The sequence below is a fragment of the Streptomyces sp. Q6 genome (genome assembly GCF_036967205.1).
GTDB classification, from domain to species: Bacteria; Actinomycetota; Actinomycetes; order Streptomycetales; family Streptomycetaceae; genus Streptomyces; species Streptomyces citrinus.
This window is the reverse complement of the sequence record NZ_CP146022.1, coordinates 2,519,586-2,542,947: the sequence shown is the minus strand read 5'-3', so window position 1 is coordinate 2,542,947 and position 23,362 is coordinate 2,519,586. Positions and strand designations below refer to the sequence as shown.

Below are 23,362 nucleotides of genomic sequence, written 5' to 3'. Positions count from 1 at the left end.
AACACGCGGCCCGCCTCCCGTGGCGCCGCCAGCTCGCGCCCGCTGCGCGGCCGGCGCCGCCCGCCTCCTCGTCCGGCTGCCACCGGCCCGGCTGCACCGCGTCCTCGGCGTGATCAGCCGGGGCGCGCGGCCCGCCGCGTACGCCGACGTGGCCCGCGCCCGCCGCTCCGTCGTCTCCGTCAGCACCCGGTGCGCGGGCCTCGGGTGCCTCCAACGCTCCGTCGCCACCGCCCTGTTGTGCCGCTCGAAGGGCCGCTGGGCCGACTGGTGCACCGGCTTTCGCACCCAGCCGTTCGGGGCGCACGCCTGGGTCGAGGTCGACGGGCGGCCGGTCGACGAACCCGGCGAACTCAGCGCGTTCCGCACCGTCCTCGCCGTCCGCCTGCCGGAAGGAGGCCGCGCATGACGGCCACCGCGATCAGGGCCGAGGCCCTCTACGCGTTCTACGGCACCCACCCGGCCGTGAACGGTCTGGAGCTGGCCGTGCCCGAAGGCTCGACGTTCGGCTTCCTCGGCCCCAACGGCGCGGGCAAGACGACCACCATCAGCATGCTCACCACCCTGCTCAAGCCCACCGCGGGCCGCGCGGAGGTGGCCGGCTTCGACGTCGCGACCCAGCCCGCCGAGGTGCGCCGCAGGATCGGCATCGTCTTCCAGGAATCCACCCTGGACCAGGAGCTGACCGCGACCGAGAACCTCCGCTTCCAGGCCGACCTGTGCGGGCTGCCGCGCCATGAGTCCCGTACGGCGATCGCCGCGATGCTCGACCTGATGGAACTCTCCGAGCGCAGCCGGGTCCCCGTACGCCAGTTCTCCACCGGCCTGCGCCGCCGCCTGGAGATCGCCCGCGGGCTGCTCGGCGCGCCCCGCGTCCTCTTCCTCGACGAACCGACGACGGGCCTCGACGCGCAGACCCGCGCCGCCGTCTGGGACCACCTCGACCGGCTGCGGCGCGAACAGGGCATCACCCTGTTCTTCACCACGCACCAGCTGGAGGAGGCCGAGCACTGCGACGAGGTCGCGATCGTCGACCGCGGCAAGGTGATCACGCAGGGCACGCCCGCCGAGCTGAAGTCCGTCATCGGCTCCGACCTCGTGATGCTGTCCACCGAGGACGACGTGCGCGCCGTCGACACGCTGGCCGAACGCTTCGGACTCGCGGCCGAACTCACCCCGGACGGAATCCTGTTGAGGGTCGCGAACGGCGCCGCGCTGGTCCCACGGCTCTGTACGGACCTCGGGCTCACCGTGCGGTCGGTGTCCATCGCGCCGCCCACGCTCGACGACGTCTTCCTGCACCACACCGGGTCCGAGATCCGGGAGAGCACGGCGAACGCCCACACGCTCGGCACGCTGGGGGAGGGACTGCGATGAGCCGCACCGACACCGTCGCGCAGGCGCCCGTCGAGGAACGGGCCCGCGTCGCCCCCGACCGGCGGCCGGGAGCCCTGCGCCCGTACCTGCTGCTGTGGCGGCGCGAGATGATCCGCCTGCGCCACAACCCCGTACGCCTCGCCATGGGCCTGGTCACGCCGCTGCTGTTCCTCGTCGTGCTCGGCACCGGACTCGACGCCGCGTCCGGCAACCTCGGCAAGGCCCAGCTCAACGACTACCGCGCCTTCCTGTTCCCCGGCGTCCTGGTCATGTCGGTGCAGGCACCGGCGATCGCGGTGGGCATCTCCCTCGTCTGGGACCGCAGACTCGGCGTGCTGCGGCAGATGCTCGTCGCCCCGTTCCCGCGCCCCAGCATCGTCCTCGGCCTCGCTCTCGGCGGCGCCACCACCGGCGGCGTCTACGGCCTGCTCGTGCTGTCCGTCGGCGGCATCGCGAGCATCCGCTACGAACCCGTGCTCCTGCTCGTCCTCGTCGAGGTCTTCCTGGTCTCCCTGCTGTTCACGGCCCTCGGACTGCTCGCCGCGGTGACGATCCGGCAGGTCGACACGTTCCAGGTCGTCGTGAACCTGAGCCTGATGCCGCTCATGTTCTTCTCCGGCGCGATGTTCCCGCCGAACGGGCTGCCCGGCTGGCTCGCCGTCGTCGTCAAGCTCAACCCGCTGACGTACGGGGTCGACGCGGTCCGCAGGACCCTGCCGGGGCCCGACGTGCTCAGCTCGGACCAGACGCGCCTGATGATCGGCGACTGGCAGCCGCCCGTCGCCGCCGAGCTCGGGCTGCTCGCCGCGATCATCGCGCTCGCGCTCGGCGTGGCCACGTACCGGTTCTCCCGGACGCCATGAGGACCGGCACGCGGCTGGTGCGGGCGGTGCGCGACCCGTGGGCGGGGACGGCCGTGCGGCTGCTCCTCGCCGCCGTCCTGGGCTACGCGGGCCTGGTGAAGATCCAGGACCTCGCGAACGCCGAACGCTCGGTCGCCGTCTACCAGATCGTCACCGGCGACACGGCCCAACTCGTGGGCGGCGCGCTGCCGTTCGTCGAGATCGCCGTGGCGCTGCTGCTCGTGGCCGGGCTCGCCACCCGGGCGGCGGCAGCCGTCACGGCCGCCCTCCTCGCCGTCTACATCGCGGCCATCGCCTCGGTGTGGGCCCGCGGCCTGTCCATCGACTGCGGCTGCTTCGGCGGCGGAGGCACCCTCACGGACGGCGCCGAACGCGGCTACGTCATCGACATCGCACGCGATCTGCTGCTGCTCGGCGCGGCCGTCCTCCTCGTCCGCACCCCGCGCACGCGCTACGCCCTCGACCACTGGGTCCTCGACCTCCCCGACGCACGAGACGCAAGAGGTGACTAGCCGCATGGAGCCCACCGACCCCACGAACACCCCGCGCACGCAGCACCCCGCCGATGCCCCGCACACCCCGGACGCCACCGACGTGCTCGTGCGGGACATGGTCCGCAAGCGGTACCGCCGCCGGCGCACCGTCGTCGTGTCGACCGTCGCCGCCGTCGTCGTGACCGCGGCCGCGCTCGTCGGCGCCGGCCTGGTGCGGGCGAACAACTCCGACCCGGGCGAGGCCCCCGACCGGGTGCCCGCCGGGGTGGCCGGCGACAAGGCGGGGATCACGGCGTCGAAGGGCCCGGTCCGCGTCGACCTCTACCTCGACTACCTCTGCCCCGAGTGCCGCAACACCGAGCGCTCCCTCGCCGCCACCCTGAAGACCCTCACGGCGGACGGGGACATCCGGCTCGTCTACCACCCCGTCGCGTTCCTCGACGACTACAGCAGCCCCGGCGGCTACTCGACGCGGGCCGCGTCCGCGGCGGCCTGCGCGGCGGACGCGGGCAGGTTCGAGGAGTACACGGCCCTGCTCTTCGAGAAGCAGCCCCCCGAGCGTGGGCCCGGCCTCAGCGACACCCAGCTCGTCGGCGCGGGGAAGGACGCGGGGATCTCCGGCGACTCCTTCGCGCGCTGCGTCCGCGACGCTCCCCACAAGAAGTGGGTGCGGTACGTGTCCGACGTCGCCGCCTCCCGCAAGGTGTCCCTGACCCCGACCGTCATGGTCGCCGGGGAGCGGATCGACGTCACCGGCGGGGACGCCGCGGGCGAACTGACCCGCGCCGTCGCCGAGGCCCGCCGATGAGCCGCCTCACCGTGGCGCTCTCCGGTGACGCCATGGTCACCAGAGGTGCGCCGATCACCGACGAGCCTGCCGCGCGGGACCTGCGCGCCCTGCTGCGCGGCGCCGACTTCGCGTTCACCAATCTGGAGGTCGTGCCCAGTGCGGGGCGCGGCCACCCGGTGCACAACGCGGCGGGCGGCGGCGCCCTCGTCGCGGAGGAGGGCGTGCTCGACGGGCTCGGCGACGCGGGCTTCACGGTCTTCGGCTGCGCCAACAACCACGCCCTCGACATGGGCGTGGAAGGGCTGCTCGGCACGGTCGACCTGCTGCGCGCGCGAGGCCTCCCGTTCGCCGGGATCGGCGCCGACCTGACCGGCGCGCGGCGGCCCGTCTACGTCGACCGGCCCGGCGGCAGCCTCGCCCTGATCGCGTGCAGCGCCACGTACCTTCCCGGACAGGAGGCCGCCCCGCCCTCGCCCGACCTGCCCGGCAGGCCGGGGTGAGCCCGCTGCGGCACAGCGCCACCCTCGACGTGACCGCCGAACAGCTCGACGTGCTGCGCGCGATCGACGCGGAGACGGGCCTGCGGGCGCGCCGGGCCGAGGCGCGCGGCCTGCTCGGCATCGACCCCGCGCTGCCCGGACCCGGCCGGTACACCTTGTACGGGGCGCGGTTCCGACAGGCGGACGCGCCGGGCATGACGACCGCCTGCGACCCGGGGGACCTCGCCGACCTCGAACGGTGGATCGCCGAGGCCCGCACCCGCGCCGACGTCGTCCTGGTCAGCGTGCACTCCCACGAGCCGGGTCCGACCCCCGAGGAACCGGGCGAGTTCCTGCGCGAGTTCGCGCACCGGGCCGTCGACGCGGGCGCCGACGTCGTCGCCGGACACGGCCCGCACTTCCTGCGCGGCGTCGAGCTGTACCGGGGCCGCCCGATCTTCTACAGCCTGGGGAACATCGTCAGCCAGATCGAGCTCGCCGACCGGCTGCCCGCCGAGGACTACGCGAACCTGCCCGGCCTGCGACAGCCCACACCGGGACGGTACTTCGACGAACTCAGCGGGCACGGCCGCCGCCTGTTCGCCCCGCACCGCCGCTACTGGCGCTCGCTCGTCCCCGTCCTCACCTTCGACGACGGCGAACTGACCGCGGCCAGGCTGCACCCGGTCGACCTCGGCTTCGGCGCCCCGGTCCACCGCCGGGGCCGCCCGCGTCTGGCCGGCGAGGCCGAGGCCAAGGAGATCCTCACGGACGTCGCCGAACTGGCCGCCCCGTACGGCACGCGCGTGACGGCCGGGGCCGACGGCATCGGCGAACTGGACGTGCGCGGCGACGGATAGGGTCTCCCGCATGACCGAAGCCGTCCGGGTGCTGATCGCCGACGACCAGGCGCTGCTGCGCGGAAGCTTCCGCGTCCTCGTCGACTCGACACCCGGCATGGCCGCCGTCGGCGAGGCGGGCGACGGCGCCACGGCGGTGCGGCTCGCCCGCGAACTGCGCCCGGACGTCGTCCTGATGGACCTGCGGATGCCCGTCATGGACGGCATCGCGGCGACCCGGCAGATCTGCGCCGACGGGGCCCTGTCGGGCGTACGGGTCCTGGCGCTCACCATGTTCGACATGGACGAGTACGTGTACCCGGCGCTCCAGGCGGGCGCGAGCGGCTTCCTCCTCAAGGACGCCTCACCGACCGAACTCGTCCAGGGGATCCGGGTGATCGCCGCCGGTGAGAGCGTCCTCGCCCCGACGGTCACCCGCCGCCTCATCGCGAACTTCTCCCGCCCGCCCGCGGCGCCGACCCCCGCGCCCCGGCTCGTCGGCCTCACCCCGCGCGAGCAGGAGGTGCTCGTCCTCATCGCCAACGGCCTGTCGAACGCGGAGATCGGCGAGCGCCTGGTGATCAGCCTGCCGACCGTGAAGACGCACGTCAGCAGCCTCCTCGCGAAGCTGCGTGCCCGGGACCGCGCGCAGCTGGTCATCATCGCGTACGAGAGCGGGCTCGCCGAGCCGGGCATGCCGGGCTGAGCCGGCTCACCGCCGCACCGGCACCACCAGCGGCACCCCCGTACGCGGATGCGGCAGCACCTCCACCGGATGCCGGTAGACCGTGCTCAGGAGGGGGCCGTCGAAGATCTCCGACGGGGGGCCGTCCGCCGTGATCCGGCCCTCGTGCAGGACCGCCGTCCGGTCCGCGTGCGCCGCGGCCAGGCCGAGGTCGTGCAGGACGACCACGACCGCGTCACCGGCGGCGGCCCGCTCCCGGCAGACCCGCAGCACCAGTTCCTGATGGCGCAGGTCGAGGGCGGCGGTCGGCTCGTCGAGGAGCAGCAGCTGGGCCGACTGGGCGAGCACGCGGGCCAGGGCCACCCGGGCGCGTTCGCCGCCGGACAGCGCCGAGAACGGGCGGCCCGTGAAGGCCGACGTCTCCGTGACCCGCAGGGCGTGGGCGATCACCTCGTCGTCCCGGTCCTCGTACGGGGTCCCCGCCCAGGGCGCGCGGCCCATGCGGACGACCTCCTCCGCCGCGAACGCGAACGACAGCGTCGCCGACTGGGGCAACAGGGCCCGACGCAGGGCGAGTTCGCTGGCCGACCAAGACCCGGCCGGGCGGTCGTCGATGCGCAGGTCGCCGGAGGCCGGCGGCAGGTCCGCCGCGAGCGCCGCCAACAGCGTGGATTTCCCTGCCCCGTTGGGGCCGACCAGAGCCAGGACCTCGCCCGCCCGGACCGTGAGGTCGACCCCGGACAGGACCGCGCGCCCGCCCAGCTCCACCTGCACGGCGCGGGCCCGCGCCACCGGCTCGCCGGGGAGCGGCGCGCGGGGACGCGGCGGCCGCCCCGGGCGGAGAACGCCGAGAGCCTCGGGACCTTCATGCCCAGCCTCCTTGCTTGCGTCGGGTGCGGCGCAGCAGCCAGAAGAAGAACGGGCTGCCGGTCAGGGCGGTGAGCACCCCGATGGGGAGTTCCGCGGGCGCCGCCACCGTGCGCGCCGCCAGGTCCGCGCCCACCAGGACCACCGCGCCGCCGAGCGCGCTGCCCGGTACGAGGAAGCGGTGGCCGGGACCGGCGAGCATGCGCAGCAGGTGCGGGACGACGAGGCCGACGAAGCCGATGACGCCGGAGACCGCCACGGCCGCGGCGGTCAGCAGGGCGATGACCAGGATCAGCGTGACGCGCAGCTTCTCGACGTCCACGCCCAGGTGCCGGGCCGGACGCTCACCGAGCGCGAGGAGGTCCAACGGGCGTGCGTGGAACGGCGCGACGAGCAGTCCGAGCGCCGCGCACGGCAGCACCGCGAGCACCTTGGGCCAGGTCGCCTGCGCCAGCGAGCCGAGCTGCCAGAACGTGATCTGGTTGACGGCGGCCGCGTCCGCGTACGAGAGGAACAGGCCGATGAGGGCGCCCGCGAACGCGTTCACGGCGATGCCGGTGAGGATCAGCGTGACCACTTCGGTGCGGCCGCCCGAGCGCGCCATCACGTACACGATCAGGACGGTCGCGAGGCCCGACACGAACGCGCAGACCGTGATCGTCCACGTGCCGAGGAAGTCGAGGCCGAGCGCGATGCAGGCGACGGCGCCGACCGCCGCGCCCGACGAGACGCCGATGACGCCGGGCTCGGCGAGCGGGTTGCCGAAGACGCCCTGCATGAGCGCGCCCGCGCAGCCGAGCGAGGCGCCGACGAGGAGGGCGAGGACGACGCGCGGCAGCCGCACGTTCCACAGGACGGACTCGCCGACCCGGTCGAGCGGCGCGCCGCCCAGGCCGACGCGGTGCAGCACCGAGCCGAGGACGTCGCCCGGCGGGATGTCGTACGCGCCGATGCCCGCCGACAGGAGCGCCAGGAGGGCGAGCGCGGCGGTCAGGAGCACGGTCAACAGCCATGATGTGCGCCGGAGTTGACGTCCGGGCTGCGGCTGCGCGGGGGAGGTGGCGGGCGGGGTCTCGGTCGCCGTCATGTCACGCACCGCCCTTTCCGGTTCCGTAGAGCTGCCCGACGATCGACTTCAGGACCTGGTCCGTGCGCGGCCCGTAGGCGAGCAGCGCCCCGTCCTCGACGGACACGACCCGGCGGTCGACGCCCGCCGGGGTCTGGGCCACGCCAGGGATCCCGACCAGGCCGTCGACGCCGCCGACGGAGTCCAGCCCCTGGGACATGACGAGGATCGCGTCCGGCGCCGCCTTCGCGAGGGCCTCGCTGGTGAGGGCCCGGAAGTCGGTCTTCAGGCCGGAGTCCGCGCCCGCGTCGACCGCCCCGGCCGCCTCCAGCAGGGACGTGGCACCCGACTTCGTACCGCCGATGAGGTAGACGGACGCCGAGCCGCGCAGATAGAGGAACGCGACGCGGGGCTTCTTCTTCCCGTGCGGGATGTCCTCGCGCACGGCGGCGATCCGGTCCTCGGTGCGCCGCGTCAACTCCCGTCCGGACGAGGGGACTCCGAGGGTGTCCGCGACGGACCGGATGCGGGTGCCGACGTCGTCGAGGTCCTGGGCGGGGGCCGTCACCACCACCGGGACGCCCGCGTCGCGGATCTGCCGCATCGCCTCGGCGGGCCCCGACGTGGTCTCGGCGAGGACGAGGTCGGGCGCGAGGGAGAGCACGCTCTCCGCCGACACGTCGTGGTTGCGGGTCACGACCGGCAGCTTCTTCGCCTGGTCGAACGTCGCGGTGATGTCGCGGGCGACCACCCGCCCGCCGAGGCCGAGGGTGAAGACGATCTCGCTGAGGCTGCCGGAGAGCGGCACGATCCGGTCGGCCTTCTTCACCGTCACCTTCGTGCCGTCGGCCGACGTGATCGTGACCGGCAGGTCGGGGGAGGGCGTCCGGGTGAGCGGCTCCAGGCGGTTCGCGGTCGCCGACGCCCCGGTCCCGGACCGCGCGGCGGCCCCGGTGGTGCCGTCCTTCGCGCACGCGGTGGCGAACAGCGCGAGGGCCAGGGCGAGTACGGGGATCAGGGCGCCCGTCCGTCGAGGGGTGGGTGAGGGGGCGGCTGGCGTCGGCACGCGGACACCGTCCTGTCGTGGTGGGAGGGGCTGTTGACGAGAAGCGATTCTAGATTAGGTTAGCCTTACCTAAGTCGCCAGGTCTGGTGGCGTACACGTCTGTGACGTACATCCGGAGGAACACCGCCATGCCCCGACGCGCACGGACACGCGTCCTCGCCGCCGCCCTCTTCGCCGCGCTGCTCGGCGCCCTGCTCCCCGCCACGGGAGCGCACGCCGCCGCCCGCACGGTCGCGGGCGGCCGGCTCGACTGGGGCGTGAAGTCGTCCTTCCAGAGCTACATCACCGGGCCGATCGCCGAAGGGAGTTACTCCCTGACCGGCGGTGCGGCGACCGTCGGCGCGAGCCGGTTCCGCTTCCACTCGGCCACCGGCTCGTACGACGGAGCGACCGGCGCCTTCTCCTCCTCCTTCTCCGGCGGCGTGCACTTCGTCGGACACAGGAAGAGCGACGGGACGTACGAACTCGACCTGACGATCAGCCGTCCCACCGTCCGGATCACCGGCGGCAGCGGGACGCTGTACGTCGATGTCGTCGGCAGGGCGAAGGGCACGGGGACGGTCACGTCGTCCCGCCAGGTGCCCTTCGCCACGCTGGCCCTCGGCGGGATCGACATGCGGGGCGACGAGGACAGCACGCGCACCGTCACCCTCAACGACGTTCCCGCGACGCTCACTTCACAGGGCGCCACGTCCTTCGCCGGGTACTACACGGCCGGCACCGCGCTCGACCCGATCAGCCTCTCGGCCGACGTCGCGCCGAAGAAGACGGAACCGTCCGCGACCGCCACGAAGAAGGCCGCGTCCGACGACCGGAAGAAGCCGCAGCACGACACCTCAGGGAAACTCCGGGACGGCGCCGTCGACTGGGGCGTGCGGCGCACCTTCCGCGAGTACGTCACCGGCGACATCGCCCAGGGCGAGTGGACACTCAGCGGCGGGGCGCAGGACGGCGGCGCGCTGTTCCGCTTCCCGAAGGGCGAAGGGTCGTACGACCCGAAGAAGCGGACCCTGGACGCCGCGTTCACCGGCTCCGTCCGCTTCACCGGCAAGCACGGGCTCGACCTGCTGCTCACCGATCCCACCGTCGCCGTCGAGAACGGCACGGGGACGCTGCGCGCCGACGTCACCCGCGGTGCGAAGACCGCCGAGGACACCGCGCTCGTCACCTTCGCCGTGCCCACCCTCGCCGCGCAGGACGGTCTCGTCCGGGTCGACGAGGCACCGGCGAAACTCACCGCCGCCGGAGCGAAGGCCTTCGGCGGGTTGTACCGGGCCGGGGCCGCGATGGACCCCGTCTCCCTCGCCGTCGCGCTGGACGCGGACGCGACGCTGCCCGCGCTGCCCGACCTCGGCAGCTCGGCCTCGCCGTCCCCGGCCCCGAAGGCGTCGACGGCCGCCAAGTCCACCGCGGCGCAGCCCCGTTCGGGCCTGTCCGGGGAGCGGTCGCCGGGATCGTCGCGGCCGTGGCCGCCGTCCTGGCCGGGGCCGCCGCCCTCGTCGCCCGCGCGCGACGCCGCACCCCCTGAACCATCAACCAGGAGAAGAATCATGGCACTCACCAGACACCCCATAGCCCTGGCCGCGGCCACCGCCGTCGCGCTCGGCGCCGGAGCGATCGCCGTCCCCGCCCTCGCGTCCGCCGCGGGGAAGCCGGCCACGATCGAGCTGAAGGACGGCACCCTCGACTGGGGCGTGAAGCAGTCCTTCCGCACGTACGTCACCGGCATGGCGGCCGGGAAGATCGAGGCGAGCGGCGGTGCGACACAGGCCGCCGACAACGGCCCGTTCACCTTCACCGGCGGCGCCGGCAGCTACGACACCACCACGCACGGCACGGACACCGGCTTCGAGGGCGCCGTCCGGTTCGCGTCCACGGCGCACGGCTTCGACATCGAGATCGGCGACGTGAAGGTCGTCACGTCCGGCACGACCGGCCACATCGACGCCGACGTCACCCTCAACGGCACCGTCCGGAACGACATCGAGTTCGCCACCCTCGACCTGTCCGCCGTCAAGCCCGCCACCGGCGCGGGCGGCGCCATGACGTTCAAGGACATCCCGGCGACGCTGACCGCCGAGGGCGCCACCGCGTTCAACGGCATGTACAAGGCGGGCACCGCCCTCGACGCGGCGACGCTGACCGTAACTCCCGCCGCCTCCTCGCCGTCCCCGTCCGCACCGGCTCCCTCCACGTCGGCCCCGGCCTCCCCGTCGCCCACGGCGAGCGCCACCCCGTCCGGGAAGCCGAGCACGTCCGCCCCCGCGACCACGAAGCCGACCGCGACCGGCGCGGCCGCCGCCTCCGGCGACATCGTCGACGGCACCCTCGACTGGGGCGTCAAGGAGTCCTTCCGTACGTACATCACGGGTCCCGTCGCGCACGGCAAGGTCGAACTCACCGGCGGCGCCGCGAAGAACGGCTCGGTCTACCGGTTCGGCGACGCGAGCGGCAGCTACGACGCCGCGTCCACGTCCCTCGACGCCAGGTTCGCCGGCACCGTCCGCTTCCTCGGCCACGCGACGGACGGCGCCTACGCGCTCGACCTCCGGTTCGGCGATCTGCGCGTGACGGCGAAGGGCACCGGCGGCAGGCTGGTCGCCGACGTGTCCAGCAAGGACATGGACAGCGGCAAGGTCACCATGTACGACGACCTGACCGTGGCCACGCTGAAGGTGGGCTCGGGCGACCTCACGGCCACCGGCGACATCGTCGAGCTCGACGGGGCGACCGCCACGCTCACCGCCGACGGCGCGAAGGCCTTCGGCGGGTTCTACCAGGCGGGTGCCGCGCTCGACCCGGTCACGGCCGCGGTCTCCCTCGACGAGGACGCGACGCTGCCGTCCGGCTCCGACGGCGGTACCACGGGCGGGACGGCGGGCACGACCGGCGGGACGGGCGGCACGAGCGCGCTCGGTTCGACGACCGGCGGCGGCACCGGCGGCTCCCTCGCCGCCACCGGCGCCGACGTCCCCGCGGGGCCGCTCGCCGCGGCCGCCGCCCTGGTCGTCGCCGCGGGCGCGGGCACGGTCTTCGCGACGCGCAGGCGCCGTACGCGACAGAGCTGACCCCGCGCGCCCCGGGCCGCCCGCCGCGTTCTCAGATCAGCGGCGGGCGGCCGAGCCGCGTCATCCGCCACACCGTGCGCCAGCGCATCGGCCGCCGCTCACCGGCCGGCGCGCGCACGCCCTCCACGAAGCCGCCCGCCCACGCGCGCAGACCGCCGAGCGACCGCGTGCGCAGCAGCGTGATCGCCGTCCACACCCCCAGATACACCGGGATCAGGAGCACGGGGAGCCTGCGGCGGGCCAGCCACACCCGGTTGCGGGCGGTCATCCGGTAGTAGACCGCGTGCCGGGCCGGGGACGTCTTCGGGTGCTGGAGCAGCAGCGACGGCTCGTAGAGGACCTTCCAGCCCGCGTCCAGCGCGCGCCACGCGAGGTCCGTCTCCTCGTGCGTGAAGAAGAAGTCGGCCGGCCAGTCACCGGTCTCGGTTAGCATGTCCATCGAGAAGGCGTGCCCGCCGCCGAGGAACGCGGTGACGAGCCCGCGCCGCATCGGGTCCTTCGCCCGCAGCCGCGGCACGTGGCGGCGCTGCGTCTCGCCGTGCTCGTCGGCGATGCGGAATCCGACGACGCCGAGCTTCGGGTCGGCCGCGTACAGGTTCTGGAGGGTGGAGAACACGTCGGCGTCGACGAGGAGCCCGTCGTCGTCCAGCTCGACCGCCACGTCCACGTCGCCGAACTCCCGCAGCCGGGCCAGGGCGACGTTGCGGCCGCCGGGGCAGCCCAGGTTGTCGTCGAGTTCGACCGTCGTGACCTCGAAGGGATACCCCGGGTAGGCGGGCAGCTCCGTGCCGTTGCCGATCAGGACGACCCGGGTCGGCACCACGTCCTGCTTGGCCACCGACTCCAGGAGCGCGTCCACGTCCTTCGGGCGGTTGCCCATGGTGACGATGGCCACGCCCAGGCGCGGGAGTTCGGTGATCGGGTGCCTGTCAGTCATGGCGGCGATGGTATCTGTTCACCTTGCGCGGGCTACGGGTGCGGGTGCCAGCCGGTCCGCTCCGCCCACTGCTCGGCGACGACCACCACCAGATCGACGACCGGGTCCTTCACGTCCGCGTACGTCCCCGTGTCGGCGACCGCCCCGGCGAGCACGTACTTGAAGCGGGCGTACGCGGGCACGGCCTGCGGGGTGGCGCGCAGCCAGTCCCGGAACAGCAGCGCGAGCCGCTCGTTCGGTGAACCCACCCTGCGCACATGGAGGTTGACGTGCGGGGCGTCCGCCGTGCGGCGCGACCAGTACCGCTTGGCCCAGTCGGCGGGATCCTCACGGCCCTCCCGCTCGGCGGGGACGTGATCGCGCAGATACGGCGACCGCACGAAGCCGAGGACCGCCAGCGGCGTCTCGAAGGCGTCCGCGGCGGCGTCCAGATCGGCGACGCTCACCTGCACGTCGTAGACGTCCTTCGCGGCCATGCCGGGCACGGACGTCGACCCGATGTGGTCGACGCGCACCGCCAACGGGCCGAGAGCCGCGGTCAGTTCGGCGCACAGCCGTCGCCCGCCCGCCTCCCACGCCGGATCGTGCGGGACGACGACGGGCTTCTCGGCCAGGGCCATCAGACGCGCTCCAGCGGCCTGTGCGGCGGCGCCGGCAGCTCCACGTGCAGGGCGTCGCCGGGGTGGACGATCCCGCCCTCCCGCACGACGCCCATGATCCCGGCCTTGCGGACGATCGCGCCGGTCTCCGGGTCACGCCCCACGACGCGCTTGAGCAGGCCGTCCTGGAAGGTGTCGATCTGGAGGCACGGGTTGCGCAGGCCGGTGACCTCGACGACCGCGCCGCCGTCCCCGAACCGCAGCAGGGCCCCGGTGGGCAGGGCGAGCAGGTCGATGCCGCGCGTCGTGACGTTCTCGCCGAGGTCGCCGGGGCGCACCCGGTGCCCGTCGGCCGCGACCTCGTCGAACAACTCCTCGTGGATGAGGTGGACTTGGCGCAGGTTCGGCTGCGTCGGGTCCTGCGCGACCCGGGACCGGTGCCGCACGGTCACCCCGGCGTGCACGTCCCCCTCGACGCCGAGCCCCGCGAGCAGCGTGATGCTGTCCCGGTTCGGCTTGGTGAAGGAGTACTCACCGTTGCTGCTGACCGCCGCGACGACACCACCGTCGAACCCACCCATAGCGCTGCCCCCAAGGCCACCTGATCACTCGGACTCCGCAGCCTAGTACGCGGCCCGGTGCGGCCGGGGCCGGGTCAGGCCGGGCCGAGCGAGCGCTCCGCGAGCCTCGCCACATGGGCGTGGAGGGTGCCGCGGGCGTCCGGCGTCAGGGTGCCCAGGGCGACCAGGGCCGTGACGACCACGTCGCACAGCTCCGACTCGACGTCCTGCCAGGTGTGGCTGACGCCCTTGCGCGGGTTCTGGCCGACCGCCCCGATGACGGCCTCGGCGACCTCGCCCACCTCCTCCGACAGCTTCAGCATGCGCAGCAGGAGGGCTTCCCGGGGCGGGCTCGCGTTGTTCTCGTCGAGCCAGGCCCGCAGCCGGTCGACGGTGGTCCACAGGTCGTCGTCGTACGTCACGACCGGTGAGCCTATTCCTCCGGCGTCGACTCCTTGACCCGCTTGTTGCGGGAGCCGACCACCGCGAGCGCCGCGGCCCCCGCCCCGACGAGCGCCGCCGGCACCATCCAGTGCCGGTCCAGGGCGTGGCCCAGCGCGTGGTCGAGGGAGTAGCGCCCCGCGCCCGTCACGGCGAGGCCCGCCGCGACGAAACCGAGGAACGCCGGGTACTCGTAGCCGCCGCCCATCGCGAAGAACCCGTTGGGGGCGTGCACGGCCGCCGCGCCCGCCATGGTGCCCGCCGCGGCCGCCCCGCCCACCGGCGTCGCGAGCCCGAGCGCGAGCAGCGCGCCGCCGCCCGCCTCGCCGAGCCCGGCCGCGAGCGCGCTCGCCCTGGCCGGGGTGTATCCCATGGACTCCATGGCGGCGGTCGTCCCGGAGACGCCGCCCCCGCCGAACCAGCCGAGCAGCTTCTGCGCGCCGTGCGCCGCGAGGACCCCGCCCGTGCCCAGGCGCAACGCCAGCAGGCCCAGGTCGCGGCGGTGGGAGCAGGTGGCGCGCCGGGCGCGCGAACGTGTGCAAGTCATGTCCCCACCGTCCGGCAGACGCGCGCCCCGCACCCGGTGCGCGGGCCCGTTCGGGTGGCGTCGGCCCTGCCCCGGTGGGAACGTGAGCCCATGCCCATCCAGACCGCGAAGCTCAGTGACCCGGCCGTCCGCGCCTTCGTCCTGGCGCTGAACGCCCACGACCGGGACGCCTTCCGCGCCGTGCTCGCACCCGGCGCGACGATGACGGACGACGGCTCCGAGCGGGACCTCGACGACTGGACCGCCCGCGAGATCTTCGACTCGCACGGCCACATGGAAGTCGAGAAGGAGGCCGCCGAGGGCCGCACCCTCGTCGCCCGCTACCGCAACGACACCTGGGGCGAGATGCGCACCAGGTGGACGTTCGACGTGGCGGGCGGCAAGGTCATCCGCTTCGAGACCGGCCAGGCCTGAGCGCCCGCCCGGTCCTGACCGGCCCGGCCGATCCGATCGAGGCCGCGGCTACGGGATCGGCACCGCCGCCCCGCTCACCCGCACCCGTGCGTCGCCCTCGCGCAGCGTCACCGTCAGCTCGCCGGGACGCCCCATGTCGGCGCCCTGGTGCAGCGTGAGCCCGGCGGCGGCCGGAACCAGGCCGAGCTCGCGCAGATACGCGCCGAACGCCGCCGCCGCCGCGCCCGTCGCCGGGTCCTCGACGACCCCGCCCACCGGGAACGGGTCGCGCACGTGGAACGTGACGTCGCTCTCCCGCCACACCAGTTGGACCGTCGTCAGGTCCAGTCGGCGCATCAGCGCGGCGAGCCGCTCGAAGTCGTACGACAGGTCGGCGAGGCGCTCACGGGTCGCCGCGGCCAGTACGAGGTGGCGGGCGCCCGCGTAGGAGATCCGGGGCGGCAGCGCCGGATCGAGGTCGGCGGCCGGCCAGTCGAGCGCGGCCAGTGCCTCGGCGAGATCGGCGTCGGCCACGCCCTCGACGTGCGGGGCGACGCTGGTGAGGGTCGCGCGGAGCGTGCCCTGGTCGTCGGCGACGCTGACCGGGACCTCACCGGCCGCCGTGTGGAACAGGAAGTCGCCGGTGCCGTGCCGCTCCGCGAGCGCCACCGCCGTGGCGACGGTGGCGTGCCCGCAGAACGGGACCTCGGCCTTGGGGCTGAAGTACCGCACGGTGTACGCCCGCGCGCCGCCGCTGCCCGCCGGGGGCGGCGTCAGGAACGCGGACTCGCTGTACCCCAGGTCGGCGGCGATCTTCAGCATGTCGGCGGCGTCGAGGGCGGACGCGTCCAGGACGACGCCGGCGGGGTTGCCGCCGGCGGGGGTGGTCGTGAAGGCGCTGTAGCGGAGCACGTCGGTCGTCATGCGCCGCATTCTCGCCGCTGCCGGTCGCGGGCGCTTCGCCGGGGGCGGTGGCGGCGGGGCGTGTCGACAGCGGCGTACGGCCGAGGGTTCAGCCGCGGCCCACGTACGGCATGTTCGTCGCCAGCACCGTCGCGAACTGGACGTTGGCCTCCAGGGGCAGCTCCGCCATGTGCCGGACGGTGCGCGCCACGTCCGCCACGTCCATCACCGGCTCCACCGCCAGCTCCCCGTTCGCCTGCGGGATCCCGGACCGCATGCGCTCGGTCATGTCCGTCGCCGCGTTGCCGATGTCGATCTGCCCGCAGGCGATCCGGTACGGACGGCCGTCCAGGGAGAGGGACTTGGTCAGGCCCGTCAGGGCGTGCTTCGTCGCCGTGTACGCGATCGAGTGCGGACGGGGCGTGTGCGCCGAGATGGAGCCGTTGTTGATGATCCGGCCGCCCCGCGGGTCCTGCTCCTTCATCTGCCGGAACGCGGCCTGCGCGCACAGGAACGCCCCGTTGAGGTTCGTGTCGACGACGTGCCGCCACGCGTCGTAGTCGAGGTCCTCGACCGGCACCCCGCCGGGCCCGAACGTCCCCGCGTTGTTGAACAGCAGGTCGAGCCGCCCGAACCGGTCCCGTACGGCGCTGAACAGCGCGGCCACGTCAGCAGGGCTCGACACGTCCGCGCGTACGGCGAGGGCGTCGGCGCCCGGGGCCAGCGCGGCCGTCTCCTCCAGCGTCGGCGTGCGGCGCCCCGCGAGCGCCACCCGCCAGCCCGCGCCCAGCAGTTCGAGCGCGACGGCCCGGCCGATGCCGGAACCCGCGCCGGTGACCACAGCGGTCCTCGTCGAAGTGTCCATGGGCGCGAGGGTACGGGTGCGCCGGTCATCCGATGATCACCGATCCGCCATGTGGCTGTTGTGTACGTGACAGTCGAGCGTCGTCCCGGGCCACTCCAATGTCCCTGACACCAGCAGTCAGGGGAGGGGCTCCATGTCACACATACCGCAGCACGCACCCGAACTCCGCGCCGCGGCCCAGCACTTGGGCCGCCGCCGGTTCCTCACCGTCACCGGCGCCGCCGCAGCGCTCGCCTTCGCGACCAACCTGCCGACGGGCGGCACCGCGGCCGCCGCCGAGCTCGACGCGGCGAAGATCAAGGCCGACCCGTTCACGCTCGGCCTCGCCTCCGGCGACCCGCTGCCCGGCTCCGTCCTGCTGTGGACCCGGCTCGCCCCGTCCCCGTACGAGACCGGTGGCGGCCTGCCCGCCGAGCGCGTCGAGGTCCGCTGGGAGCTCGCGCTCGACGAGCGGTTCCGGCGGGTGATCAGACGCGGCACGACCACCGCGCACCCCGAGTTCAACCACTCCGTGCACGTCGAGGTCGACCACCTGGCGCCCGGCCGCGTCTACTACTACCGCTTCCGCGTGGGCGGCTGGGTCAGCGCGCCGGGCCGCACCCGCACGGCGCCCGCCACCGCGAGCCACGCCTCGGCGCTGACCCTGGCCGCCGTCTCCTGCCAGGCGTACCACGACGGCTACTACACGGCCTACAAGCACCTGGCCGAGGACGACGTCGACGTCGTCTTCCACCTCGGCGACTACCTCTACGAGTACGCCGTCACCTCCGTCGGCGGCGCCCGCAACTACACCGACCGCGTACTGCCCGCCGTCTTCGCCAAGGAGACCGTGACGCTGGACGACTACCGGCTGCGGTACGCCCTCTACAAGACCGACCCGGACCTGATCGCCGCGCACGCCGCGCACCCGTTCGTCGTCACCTGGGACGACCACGAGACCGAGAACAACTACGCCGGCGACGTCGACGAGAACGGCAACCCGCCCGCCGAGTTCCTGCTGCGCCGCGCCTCTGCCTACCGCGCGTACTGGGAGAACCAGCCGCTGCGCCGCCCGCAGCTCCCCACCGGCCCCGACGCCCAGCTGTACCGGCGCCTCCAGTGGGGACGGCTCGCCCAGTTCGACATCCTCGACACCCGGCAGTACCGCACCGACCAGGCCAACGGCGACGGCTGGAAGTCCCCGACGCCCGAGTCCGAGGCCGCCTCGCAGACGCTGCCCGGATTCACCCAGGAGCGCTGGCTGATCGACGGCTGGCGCCACTCGCGAGCCCTGTGGAACGTCGTCCCGCAGCAGGTCACGTTCTCCCGCCGCAACAACCCGGCCGCGGGCAACACGACCCTGTCCATGGACTCCTGGGACGGCTACCCGGCCTCCCGCGAGCGCCTCCTCAAGGGCGCGGACGCGGCCCGCGTGCGGAACCTGATGGTCCTCACCGGCGACGTGCACGTCTCGTACGCCATGGACATCAAGCGGGACTTCGACGACGCGGACTCGCGCACGGTCGGCACGGAGATCGTGACGACGTCGATCACCAGCGGCAAGGACGGTTCGGCGCGGCCGTCGAACTGGGCGAACTACCTGGCCCGCAACCCGCACATGAAGCACTACGACGGGCAGCGGGGCTACGTCACGGTGGCCCTGGGCGAGGAGTCGGCCCGCGCCGACTTCAAGACGGTGTCCGCGGTGACGACCCCCGGAGCGGCGCTCAGGACGGCGGCGTCCTTCGTGACCGAGGTCGGCGACCAGGGCCTGCACTCCGTCTGACCGTTCGGTGGGGGCTGGTCGCGCGGTTCCCCGCGCTCAACGGCGCGGGGAACCCCGCGACCAGCCACACGACGAGACCCGCGCCCGGCGACCGGCCCGGGACAGGCAACGCGTCAGCGTTCCCCCGGGTACCGCACCCCCACCCGCTCCCTGACGGAGTCCAGCGTGCGCATCACCGCCAACGACCCCTCCAGCGGCACGAGCGGCGACTCCGTGTCCCCGGCCCGCAACCGCTTCATCACCTCCAGCGCCTCGTGCCGCATGGAACCGCGCGGCCCGTCCTCCGGCGCCGCCACGAACTCCTCCGGCTCCCGCCCGTCCCGGTGCAGCACGAACCGCTCCGGGTAGAAGAAGCCGTCGGGCACGTCGATCCGGCCCGCGGACCCGGTCACCGAGGCCGTCACCCCCGTACCGGCGTTGATCGCGCAGTGCAGCACCGCGTGAGCACCGCTCTCCCACGAGAGCAGCATCCCCGTCTGGAGATCGACGCCCTCCTCCGAGAGCGCCGCGCTCGCCGTCACCCCCGACGGCTCCCCGAGCAGCAGCTGCGCGAACGACACCGGGTACACCCCGAGGTCGAGGAGCGCGCCGCCGCCCTGCTCGGGATCGCGCAGCCGGTGCGCCGGCGGGAACGGACCCGCGAGCCCGAAGTCGGCCTGCACCGTGCGGACCTCACCGATCGCCCCGTCGTCGACGAGCGCCTTCAGCCGCCGGATCAGCGGATTGCAGTACATCCACATGGCCTCCATGAGGAACAGGCCGCGCGAGCGCGCCAGCGTCACCAGCTCTCCGGCCTCCCGCGCGTTCAGCGTGAACGCTTTCTCGCACAGCACCGCGCGCCCCGCCTCCAGGCAGAGCCCGGCCGCCGCCCGGTGCGCCATGTGCGGCGTCGCCACGTACACCACGTCGACGTCCTCGTCCGCCGCCAGCGACGCCCAGTCGCCGTACGCGCGCCCGATCCCGAACCGCTCCGCGAACCCCTTCGCCGACGCCTCGGACCGCGATGCCACCGCGACCACCTCGGCGTCCGGCAGATCCAGCAGATCCGCCGTGAACGACGCCGCGATCCCGCCCGTCGCGAGAATCCCCCATCGCACCCGCTCCGCCACCATGCCCACCCGCTCCAGATGTTGTTCCCGACCACTCCACCGAGCTGAGAGCATAGGTAATCGCACGTACGACCGGGAGAGACGAAAGGGATCGGGGATTCACGGGATGGCGGAGAGCGGAAGTACGGGGAGCACGCGAAGCGGTACCCGTGAGGGGGTCCCGAGCGCGGTCGAGGAGACGGGAGCCGACCCCGGCGGCCCGCACGCCGTAGCCCCGACGCCCGTACGCGGCAAGGCCGTTGCCGCCGGAACCAGCGCCCTGGTGACCCTCGTCCTCGGCGGCCTCACCGCCGTACCGGCGCTGTCCATGGACATGTACCTCCCGGCGCTCCCCGAGGTCACCGGAAATCTGCACACCTCCGCCGCCACCGCCCAGCTCACCCTCACCGCCTGCCTGGCCGGCATGGCGCTCGGACAGCTCGCGGTCGGCCCGATGAGCGACAGGTTCGGCCGCCGCCGACCGCTGCTCATCGGCCTGCTCGTGTACGTCGTCGCCACCGCGATCTGCGCCTTCGCCCCGAACGTCGCCCTGCTCGTCGCCTTCCGGCTGCTCCAGGGCCTCGCGGGCGCCGCAGGCATCGTCATCGCCCGAGCCGTCGTCCGCGACCTCTACGACGGTGTCGCGATGGCCCGCTTCTTCTCGACCCTGATGCTGATCTCCGGCGTCGCCCCGATCGTCGCGCCGCTCATCGGCGGCCAGGTCCTGCGGATCACCGACTGGCGAGGCGTCTTCGTCGTCCTCACCGTCATCGGCGTCGCGCTCACCGCGATCGTCTGGAAGTGCCTGCCGGAGACCCTGGAACCCGGGCGCCGGCACAGCGGCGGCACCGTCGAGGCGCTGCGCACGATGCGCGGCCTGCTCGCCGACCGCGTCTTCCTCGGCTACATGGTCGCGGGCGGCTTCGCGTTCGCCGCGCTCTTCGCGTACATCTCGGCGTCCCCCTTCGTCATCCAGGAGATCTACGGGGCGTCCCCGCAGACCTTCAGCCTCCTCTTCGGGCTCAACTCGGTCGGCCTGATCGCCACCGGCCAGCTCAACGGCAAGGTCCTCGTCGGCCGGGTCGACCTCGACAAGGTGCTCGCCCTCGGCCTCACCCTCATCATCGCCGCCGCCACCTTCCTGCTCCTGGTCGCCACCGGCGTCTTCGGCCCCCCGCGGGAGCTGGGCCTCGTACCCGTCGCCACCGGCCTCTTCGTCCTCATGGCGTCGATGGCCCTGGCCACCCCGAACACCAACGCCCTCGCCCTGATGCGCACCCCGCACGCCGCGGGCTCCGCGTCCGCGCTGCTCGGCACCTCGTCCTTCCTGATCGGCGCGATCGCCTCACCGCTCGTCGGCATCGCCGGCGAGCACACCGCCGTCCCGATGGCCGTCGTCCAGCTCGCCTGCGGCCTGGCGGCGGCCACCGCCTTCATGGCACTGTGCCGCCCGTGGCAGCGCACGGCCGGACCGACCGGGGAGGTGGCGGACCGCTGAGTTCCCCACGACTGCGGCACGGCACGCCCGAGCGGGCGGGCCTCGACGCCGCCCAGCTCGCCGGTCTCGTACGGGACGTGCGGCTGCTCCTCGAAGGGCCGCGCCCCTGGTGCGCGGGCGCCGTGCTGCTCGCCGGACGCGGCCCGGTGATCGCCGCCGAAGCCGTCTGCGGCTGGGCGGTGCGCCACGCCGCGTACGACGAGGCCGCCGACCGGGGAGTCGAACTCCCGGCCGCCGCCCGCATCCCGATGACCCTCGACACCCCCTTCGACCTGGCCTCGCTCACCAAGCTGTTCACGACGATCGCCACCGTGCAGCAGATCGAGCGCGGCACCCTCGGCATCGACACCAAGGTCGGCGCCTACCTGCCCCGGTTCACGGCCGCCGCCCGGCACGGCATCACCGTGCGCCAGCTGCTCACCCACACCTCGGGCCTGCGCCCCGAACTCCCGCTGTACGACGCCCCGGACGCGGCCTCGCGCCTGGAGCTGCTGCGCACCGAGGTCCCCTCGTCCGAGCCGGGCGAGTACCTCTACTCCGACCTGAACATGCTGCTGCTCCAGCACCTCCTGGAGCGGATCACCGGCCGCCCGCTCGACGTCCTGATCCGCGAGGGCATCACCCGCCCCCTCGGCATGAACGCCACGTCGTACGGGCCGCGGACCGGCGCCGCCGCCACCGAGGACCAGCGCCGCCCCTGGGCCAAGGCCGACCGGGGCATGCTCCGCGGCGAGGTCCACGACGAGAACGCCTGGGCGCTGGGCGGCGTCGCCGGACACGCGGGCCTGTTCTCCACGGCCCACGACCTCGCCGTGCTCTGCCGCACCCTGCTCAACGGCGGCTCGTACGGCACCGCCCGCATCCTCGGCCCCGACTTCGTCGACCTCATGCTGACGGCGCCGGGGCTCGGCTTCCGCGTCGACCAGCCCGGGTTCATGGGGGAGCTCGCGGGCCACGGCGCGGCCGGGCACACCGGTTTCACCGGCACGTCCCTGGTCGTGGACCCGGTGACGGACACCTTCCTGGTGCTGCTCGCGAACACGGTCCACCCGCGCCGCCGCCCGGCCGACAGCGGCCCCGGGCCGCGGCGGCCACCCGGCTCGCCCGTGCGGTCGTCCCGCTCGGCCCCTCTAGAATCACCGGGTGAACGCCCCGCGCCCCGCTCCGTCCGCAGGCCCCTCCGACACGCTCCGCTCGGCGCTCGCCGGACTCCTCGACGGCCTGCCGCCGAGCCAGGCGACCCGCGCGGTGGACCGGCTCATCGCGAACTACCGGGGCACCACCCCCACCGACGCGCCGATCCTGCGCGACCGCGCCGACGTCGCGGCGTACGCGGCCTACCGCATGCCGGCCACGTTCGAGGCGGTCCGCTCGGCCCTGTACGCCCTCGCCGACGCGGCGCCCGACGACTGGAGCCCGGCCGGGCAGCTCGACATCGGCGGCGGCACCGGCGCGGCCGTCTGGGCCGCGCACGAGGTGTGGCCGGGGCCGCGCCCGACCACCGTCGTCGACTGGTCGGAGGCGGCGCTCGCGCTCGGCCGCGAACTGGCCGCGGCGGACGCCCGGCTGGCGGAGTCGGTCCGCTGGGAGCGGTCCCGTATCGGCACCGGACCGGCCCCCGACGTCACCGGCCTGGTCACCGTCTCGTACGTCCTGAAGGAACTGACCGCGGCCGACCGGGCGACGGTCGTCGACGCGGCGGTGCGGGCCGCCGACCCGGACCACGGCGCCGTCGTGATCATCGAACCCGGCACCCCCGACGGCTACACCCGCGTCATCGAGGCCCGCGACCGGCTCCTCGCCGCGGGCTTCCACATCGCGGCGCCCTGCCCGCACAGCGCCGCCTGCCCCATCGTCCCCGGCACGGACTGGTGCCACTTCTCGGCGCGCGTCGCCCGCTCCTCCCTGCACCGCCAGGTCAAGGGCGGCTCCCTCCCGTACGAGGACGAGAAGTTCGCGTACGTCGCCGCGACCCGCTTCCCGCCGGCGCCCGCGCCGGCCCGCGTCGTGCGCCGCCCCCAGATCCGCAAGGGCCAGGTCCTCCTCGACCTCTGCGAGGCGCAGGGGGACCTGACCCGGGTGACCGTGACGAAGAAGCACGGGCAGGCGTACAAGGTCGCGCGGGACGCCCAGTGGGGCGACAGCTGGTCCTGACGGGGCGCGGGGAACCTCCGG

24 protein-coding genes and 2 pseudogenes are annotated in these 23,362 nt (G+C 74.0%); 15 read left to right on the top strand and 11 right to left on the bottom strand.

The genetic code is table 11. The features are described from left to right. Positions 1-19 precede the first annotated feature (19 nt). From V2W30_RS11870 to V2W30_RS11835, 8 genes are read left to right on the top strand one after another with little or no spacing between them, the layout of a single operon-like run. Positions 20-406, top strand: a complete 387-nt coding sequence (locus tag V2W30_RS11870) for a lasso peptide biosynthesis B2 protein (RefSeq protein ID WP_338695982.1) — start codon at positions 20-22, stop codon at positions 404-406. Beyond that, the gene (locus V2W30_RS11865) at positions 403-1,374 is read left to right on the top strand and encodes an ATP-binding cassette domain-containing protein (protein ID WP_338695980.1); all 972 of its coding nucleotides are present in this window, start codon (positions 403-405) and stop codon (positions 1,372-1,374) included. Before V2W30_RS11870 ends, V2W30_RS11865 begins: the two co-directional genes overlap by 4 nt. After that, complete coding sequence (locus tag V2W30_RS11860; RefSeq protein ID WP_338695979.1) at positions 1,371-2,237, top strand: ABC transporter permease; 867 nt, start codon at positions 1,371-1,373, stop codon at positions 2,235-2,237. Before V2W30_RS11865 ends, V2W30_RS11860 begins: the two co-directional genes overlap by 4 nt. Further along, complete coding sequence (locus tag V2W30_RS11855) at positions 2,234-2,749, top strand: MauE/DoxX family redox-associated membrane protein (protein ID WP_338695977.1); 516 nt, start codon at positions 2,234-2,236, stop codon at positions 2,747-2,749. The genes V2W30_RS11860 and V2W30_RS11855 overlap by 4 nt, the downstream gene beginning before the upstream one ends. Positions 2,750-2,753: 4 nt before the next feature. Continuing rightward, the gene (locus tag V2W30_RS11850; protein ID WP_338695975.1) at positions 2,754-3,539 is read left to right on the top strand and encodes a DsbA family protein; all 786 of its coding nucleotides are present in this window, start codon (positions 2,754-2,756) and stop codon (positions 3,537-3,539) included. Continuing rightward, complete coding sequence (locus tag V2W30_RS11845) at positions 3,536-4,021, top strand: CapA family protein (protein ID WP_338695973.1); 486 nt, start codon at positions 3,536-3,538, stop codon at positions 4,019-4,021. The genes V2W30_RS11850 and V2W30_RS11845 overlap by 4 nt, the downstream gene beginning before the upstream one ends. Next, a complete protein-coding gene (locus V2W30_RS11840) occupies positions 4,018-4,860 on the top strand; it encodes a CapA family protein (RefSeq protein WP_338695972.1) in 843 nt (280 codons plus the stop codon). Before V2W30_RS11845 ends, V2W30_RS11840 begins: the two co-directional genes overlap by 4 nt. Positions 4,861-4,870: 10 nt before the next feature. Beyond that, a complete protein-coding gene (locus tag V2W30_RS11835; RefSeq protein ID WP_338695971.1) occupies positions 4,871-5,545 on the top strand; it encodes a response regulator transcription factor in 675 nt (224 codons plus the stop codon). Between the two features lie 6 nt (positions 5,546-5,551). On the opposite strand, the gene V2W30_RS11830 is transcribed toward V2W30_RS11835, so the two are convergent. The 3 genes from V2W30_RS11830 to V2W30_RS11820 all read right to left on the bottom strand — a co-directional run bounded on the left by V2W30_RS11830 (position 5,552) and on the right by V2W30_RS11820 (position 8,523). Further along, positions 5,552-6,316, bottom strand: a complete 765-nt coding sequence (locus tag V2W30_RS11830) for a heme ABC transporter ATP-binding protein (protein ID WP_338695969.1) — start codon at positions 6,314-6,316, stop codon at positions 5,552-5,554. Between the two features lie 73 nt (positions 6,317-6,389). Beyond that, positions 6,390-7,478 carry an iron ABC transporter permease gene (locus tag V2W30_RS11825; RefSeq protein WP_338695968.1) on the bottom strand — a complete coding sequence of 363 codons (1,089 nt, stop codon included), beginning with the start codon at positions 7,476-7,478 and terminating at the stop codon, positions 6,390-6,392. A 1-nt stretch (position 7,479) separates the two neighbouring features. Further along, positions 7,480-8,523, bottom strand: a complete 1,044-nt coding sequence (locus tag V2W30_RS11820) for a heme/hemin ABC transporter substrate-binding protein (protein WP_338695967.1) — start codon at positions 8,521-8,523, stop codon at positions 7,480-7,482. A 128-nt stretch (positions 8,524-8,651) separates the two neighbouring features. Between V2W30_RS11820 and V2W30_RS41565 the strand changes: the two are divergent. Together V2W30_RS41565 and V2W30_RS41560 are read left to right on the top strand one after the other, a co-directional pair. Continuing rightward, positions 8,652-10,051: pseudogene (locus V2W30_RS41565) on the top strand (HtaA domain-containing protein). A gap of 22 nt (positions 10,052-10,073) precedes the next feature. Next, on the top strand, positions 10,074-11,591 hold the full coding sequence (locus tag V2W30_RS41560) for an HtaA domain-containing protein (protein WP_425244520.1): 1,518 nt from the start codon (positions 10,074-10,076) through the stop codon (positions 11,589-11,591). Between the two features lie 31 nt (positions 11,592-11,622). Here V2W30_RS41560 and V2W30_RS11810 read toward each other — a convergent pair whose 3' ends face one another. From V2W30_RS11810 to V2W30_RS11790, 5 genes are all read right to left on the bottom strand, one after another. Next, complete coding sequence (locus tag V2W30_RS11810; protein ID WP_338695965.1) at positions 11,623-12,528, bottom strand: glycosyltransferase; 906 nt, start codon at positions 12,526-12,528, stop codon at positions 11,623-11,625. A gap of 32 nt (positions 12,529-12,560) precedes the next feature. Beyond that, on the bottom strand, positions 12,561-13,148 hold the full coding sequence (locus tag V2W30_RS11805) for a GrpB family protein (protein ID WP_338695964.1): 588 nt from the start codon (positions 13,146-13,148) through the stop codon (positions 12,561-12,563). After that, positions 13,148-13,708: an MOSC domain-containing protein gene (locus V2W30_RS11800; RefSeq protein WP_338695963.1), complete on the bottom strand. Its 561-nt coding sequence runs from the start codon at positions 13,706-13,708 to the stop codon at positions 13,148-13,150. Before V2W30_RS11800 ends, V2W30_RS11805 begins: the two co-directional genes overlap by 1 nt. A gap of 74 nt (positions 13,709-13,782) precedes the next feature. Further along, positions 13,783-14,109 carry a MazG-like family protein gene (locus V2W30_RS11795; RefSeq protein WP_338695962.1) on the bottom strand — a complete coding sequence of 109 codons (327 nt, stop codon included), beginning with the start codon at positions 14,107-14,109 and terminating at the stop codon, positions 13,783-13,785. An 11-nt stretch (positions 14,110-14,120) separates the two neighbouring features. Beyond that, on the bottom strand, positions 14,121-14,675 hold the full coding sequence (locus V2W30_RS11790) for a DoxX family protein (protein WP_338695961.1): 555 nt from the start codon (positions 14,673-14,675) through the stop codon (positions 14,121-14,123). Positions 14,676-14,765: 90 nt separating this feature from the next. Between V2W30_RS11790 and V2W30_RS11785 the strand changes: the two genes are divergently transcribed. Then, positions 14,766-15,089 carry a nuclear transport factor 2 family protein gene (locus V2W30_RS11785; RefSeq protein ID WP_338695960.1) on the top strand — a complete coding sequence of 108 codons (324 nt, stop codon included), beginning with the start codon at positions 14,766-14,768 and terminating at the stop codon, positions 15,087-15,089. 48 nt (positions 15,090-15,137) lie between these two features. Here the strand turns inward: V2W30_RS11785 and V2W30_RS11780 are convergent, their stop codons facing one another. Further along, positions 15,138-16,001 carry a PhzF family phenazine biosynthesis protein gene (locus tag V2W30_RS11780; RefSeq protein WP_425244519.1) on the bottom strand — a complete coding sequence of 288 codons (864 nt, stop codon included), beginning with the start codon at positions 15,999-16,001 and terminating at the stop codon, positions 15,138-15,140. Positions 16,002-16,080: 79 nt separating this feature from the next. Then, positions 16,081-16,836 carry an SDR family oxidoreductase gene (locus tag V2W30_RS11775; RefSeq protein ID WP_338695957.1) on the bottom strand — a complete coding sequence of 252 codons (756 nt, stop codon included), beginning with the start codon at positions 16,834-16,836 and terminating at the stop codon, positions 16,081-16,083. A 133-nt stretch (positions 16,837-16,969) separates the two neighbouring features. Between V2W30_RS11775 and V2W30_RS11770 the strand changes: the two genes are divergently transcribed. Continuing rightward, entirely contained in the window at positions 16,970-18,601 is a 1,632-nt protein-coding gene (locus V2W30_RS11770; protein ID WP_338695956.1) for an alkaline phosphatase D family protein, read from the top strand. A gap of 113 nt (positions 18,602-18,714) precedes the next feature. Here the strand turns inward: V2W30_RS11770 and V2W30_RS11765 are convergent, their stop codons facing one another. Then, positions 18,715-19,713 carry a Gfo/Idh/MocA family oxidoreductase gene (locus V2W30_RS11765; RefSeq protein ID WP_338695955.1) on the bottom strand — a complete coding sequence of 333 codons (999 nt, stop codon included), beginning with the start codon at positions 19,711-19,713 and terminating at the stop codon, positions 18,715-18,717. Positions 19,714-19,816: 103 nt separating this feature from the next. On the opposite strand from V2W30_RS11765, the gene V2W30_RS11760 reads away from it, so the two are divergent. From V2W30_RS11760 to V2W30_RS11750, 3 genes and pseudogenes are all read left to right on the top strand, one after another. Beyond that, entirely contained in the window at positions 19,817-21,187 is a 1,371-nt protein-coding gene (locus tag V2W30_RS11760) for a multidrug effflux MFS transporter (protein WP_338695954.1), read from the top strand. After that, positions 21,142-22,334: pseudogene (locus V2W30_RS11755) on the top strand (serine hydrolase domain-containing protein). The gene V2W30_RS11760 and the pseudogene V2W30_RS11755 overlap by 46 nt, the downstream one beginning before the upstream one ends. Then, positions 22,331-23,341: a small ribosomal subunit Rsm22 family protein gene (locus V2W30_RS11750; protein ID WP_338695952.1), complete on the top strand. Its 1,011-nt coding sequence runs from the start codon at positions 22,331-22,333 to the stop codon at positions 23,339-23,341. Before V2W30_RS11755 ends, V2W30_RS11750 begins: the two are co-directional and overlap by 4 nt. Positions 23,342-23,362 lie beyond the last annotated feature (21 nt).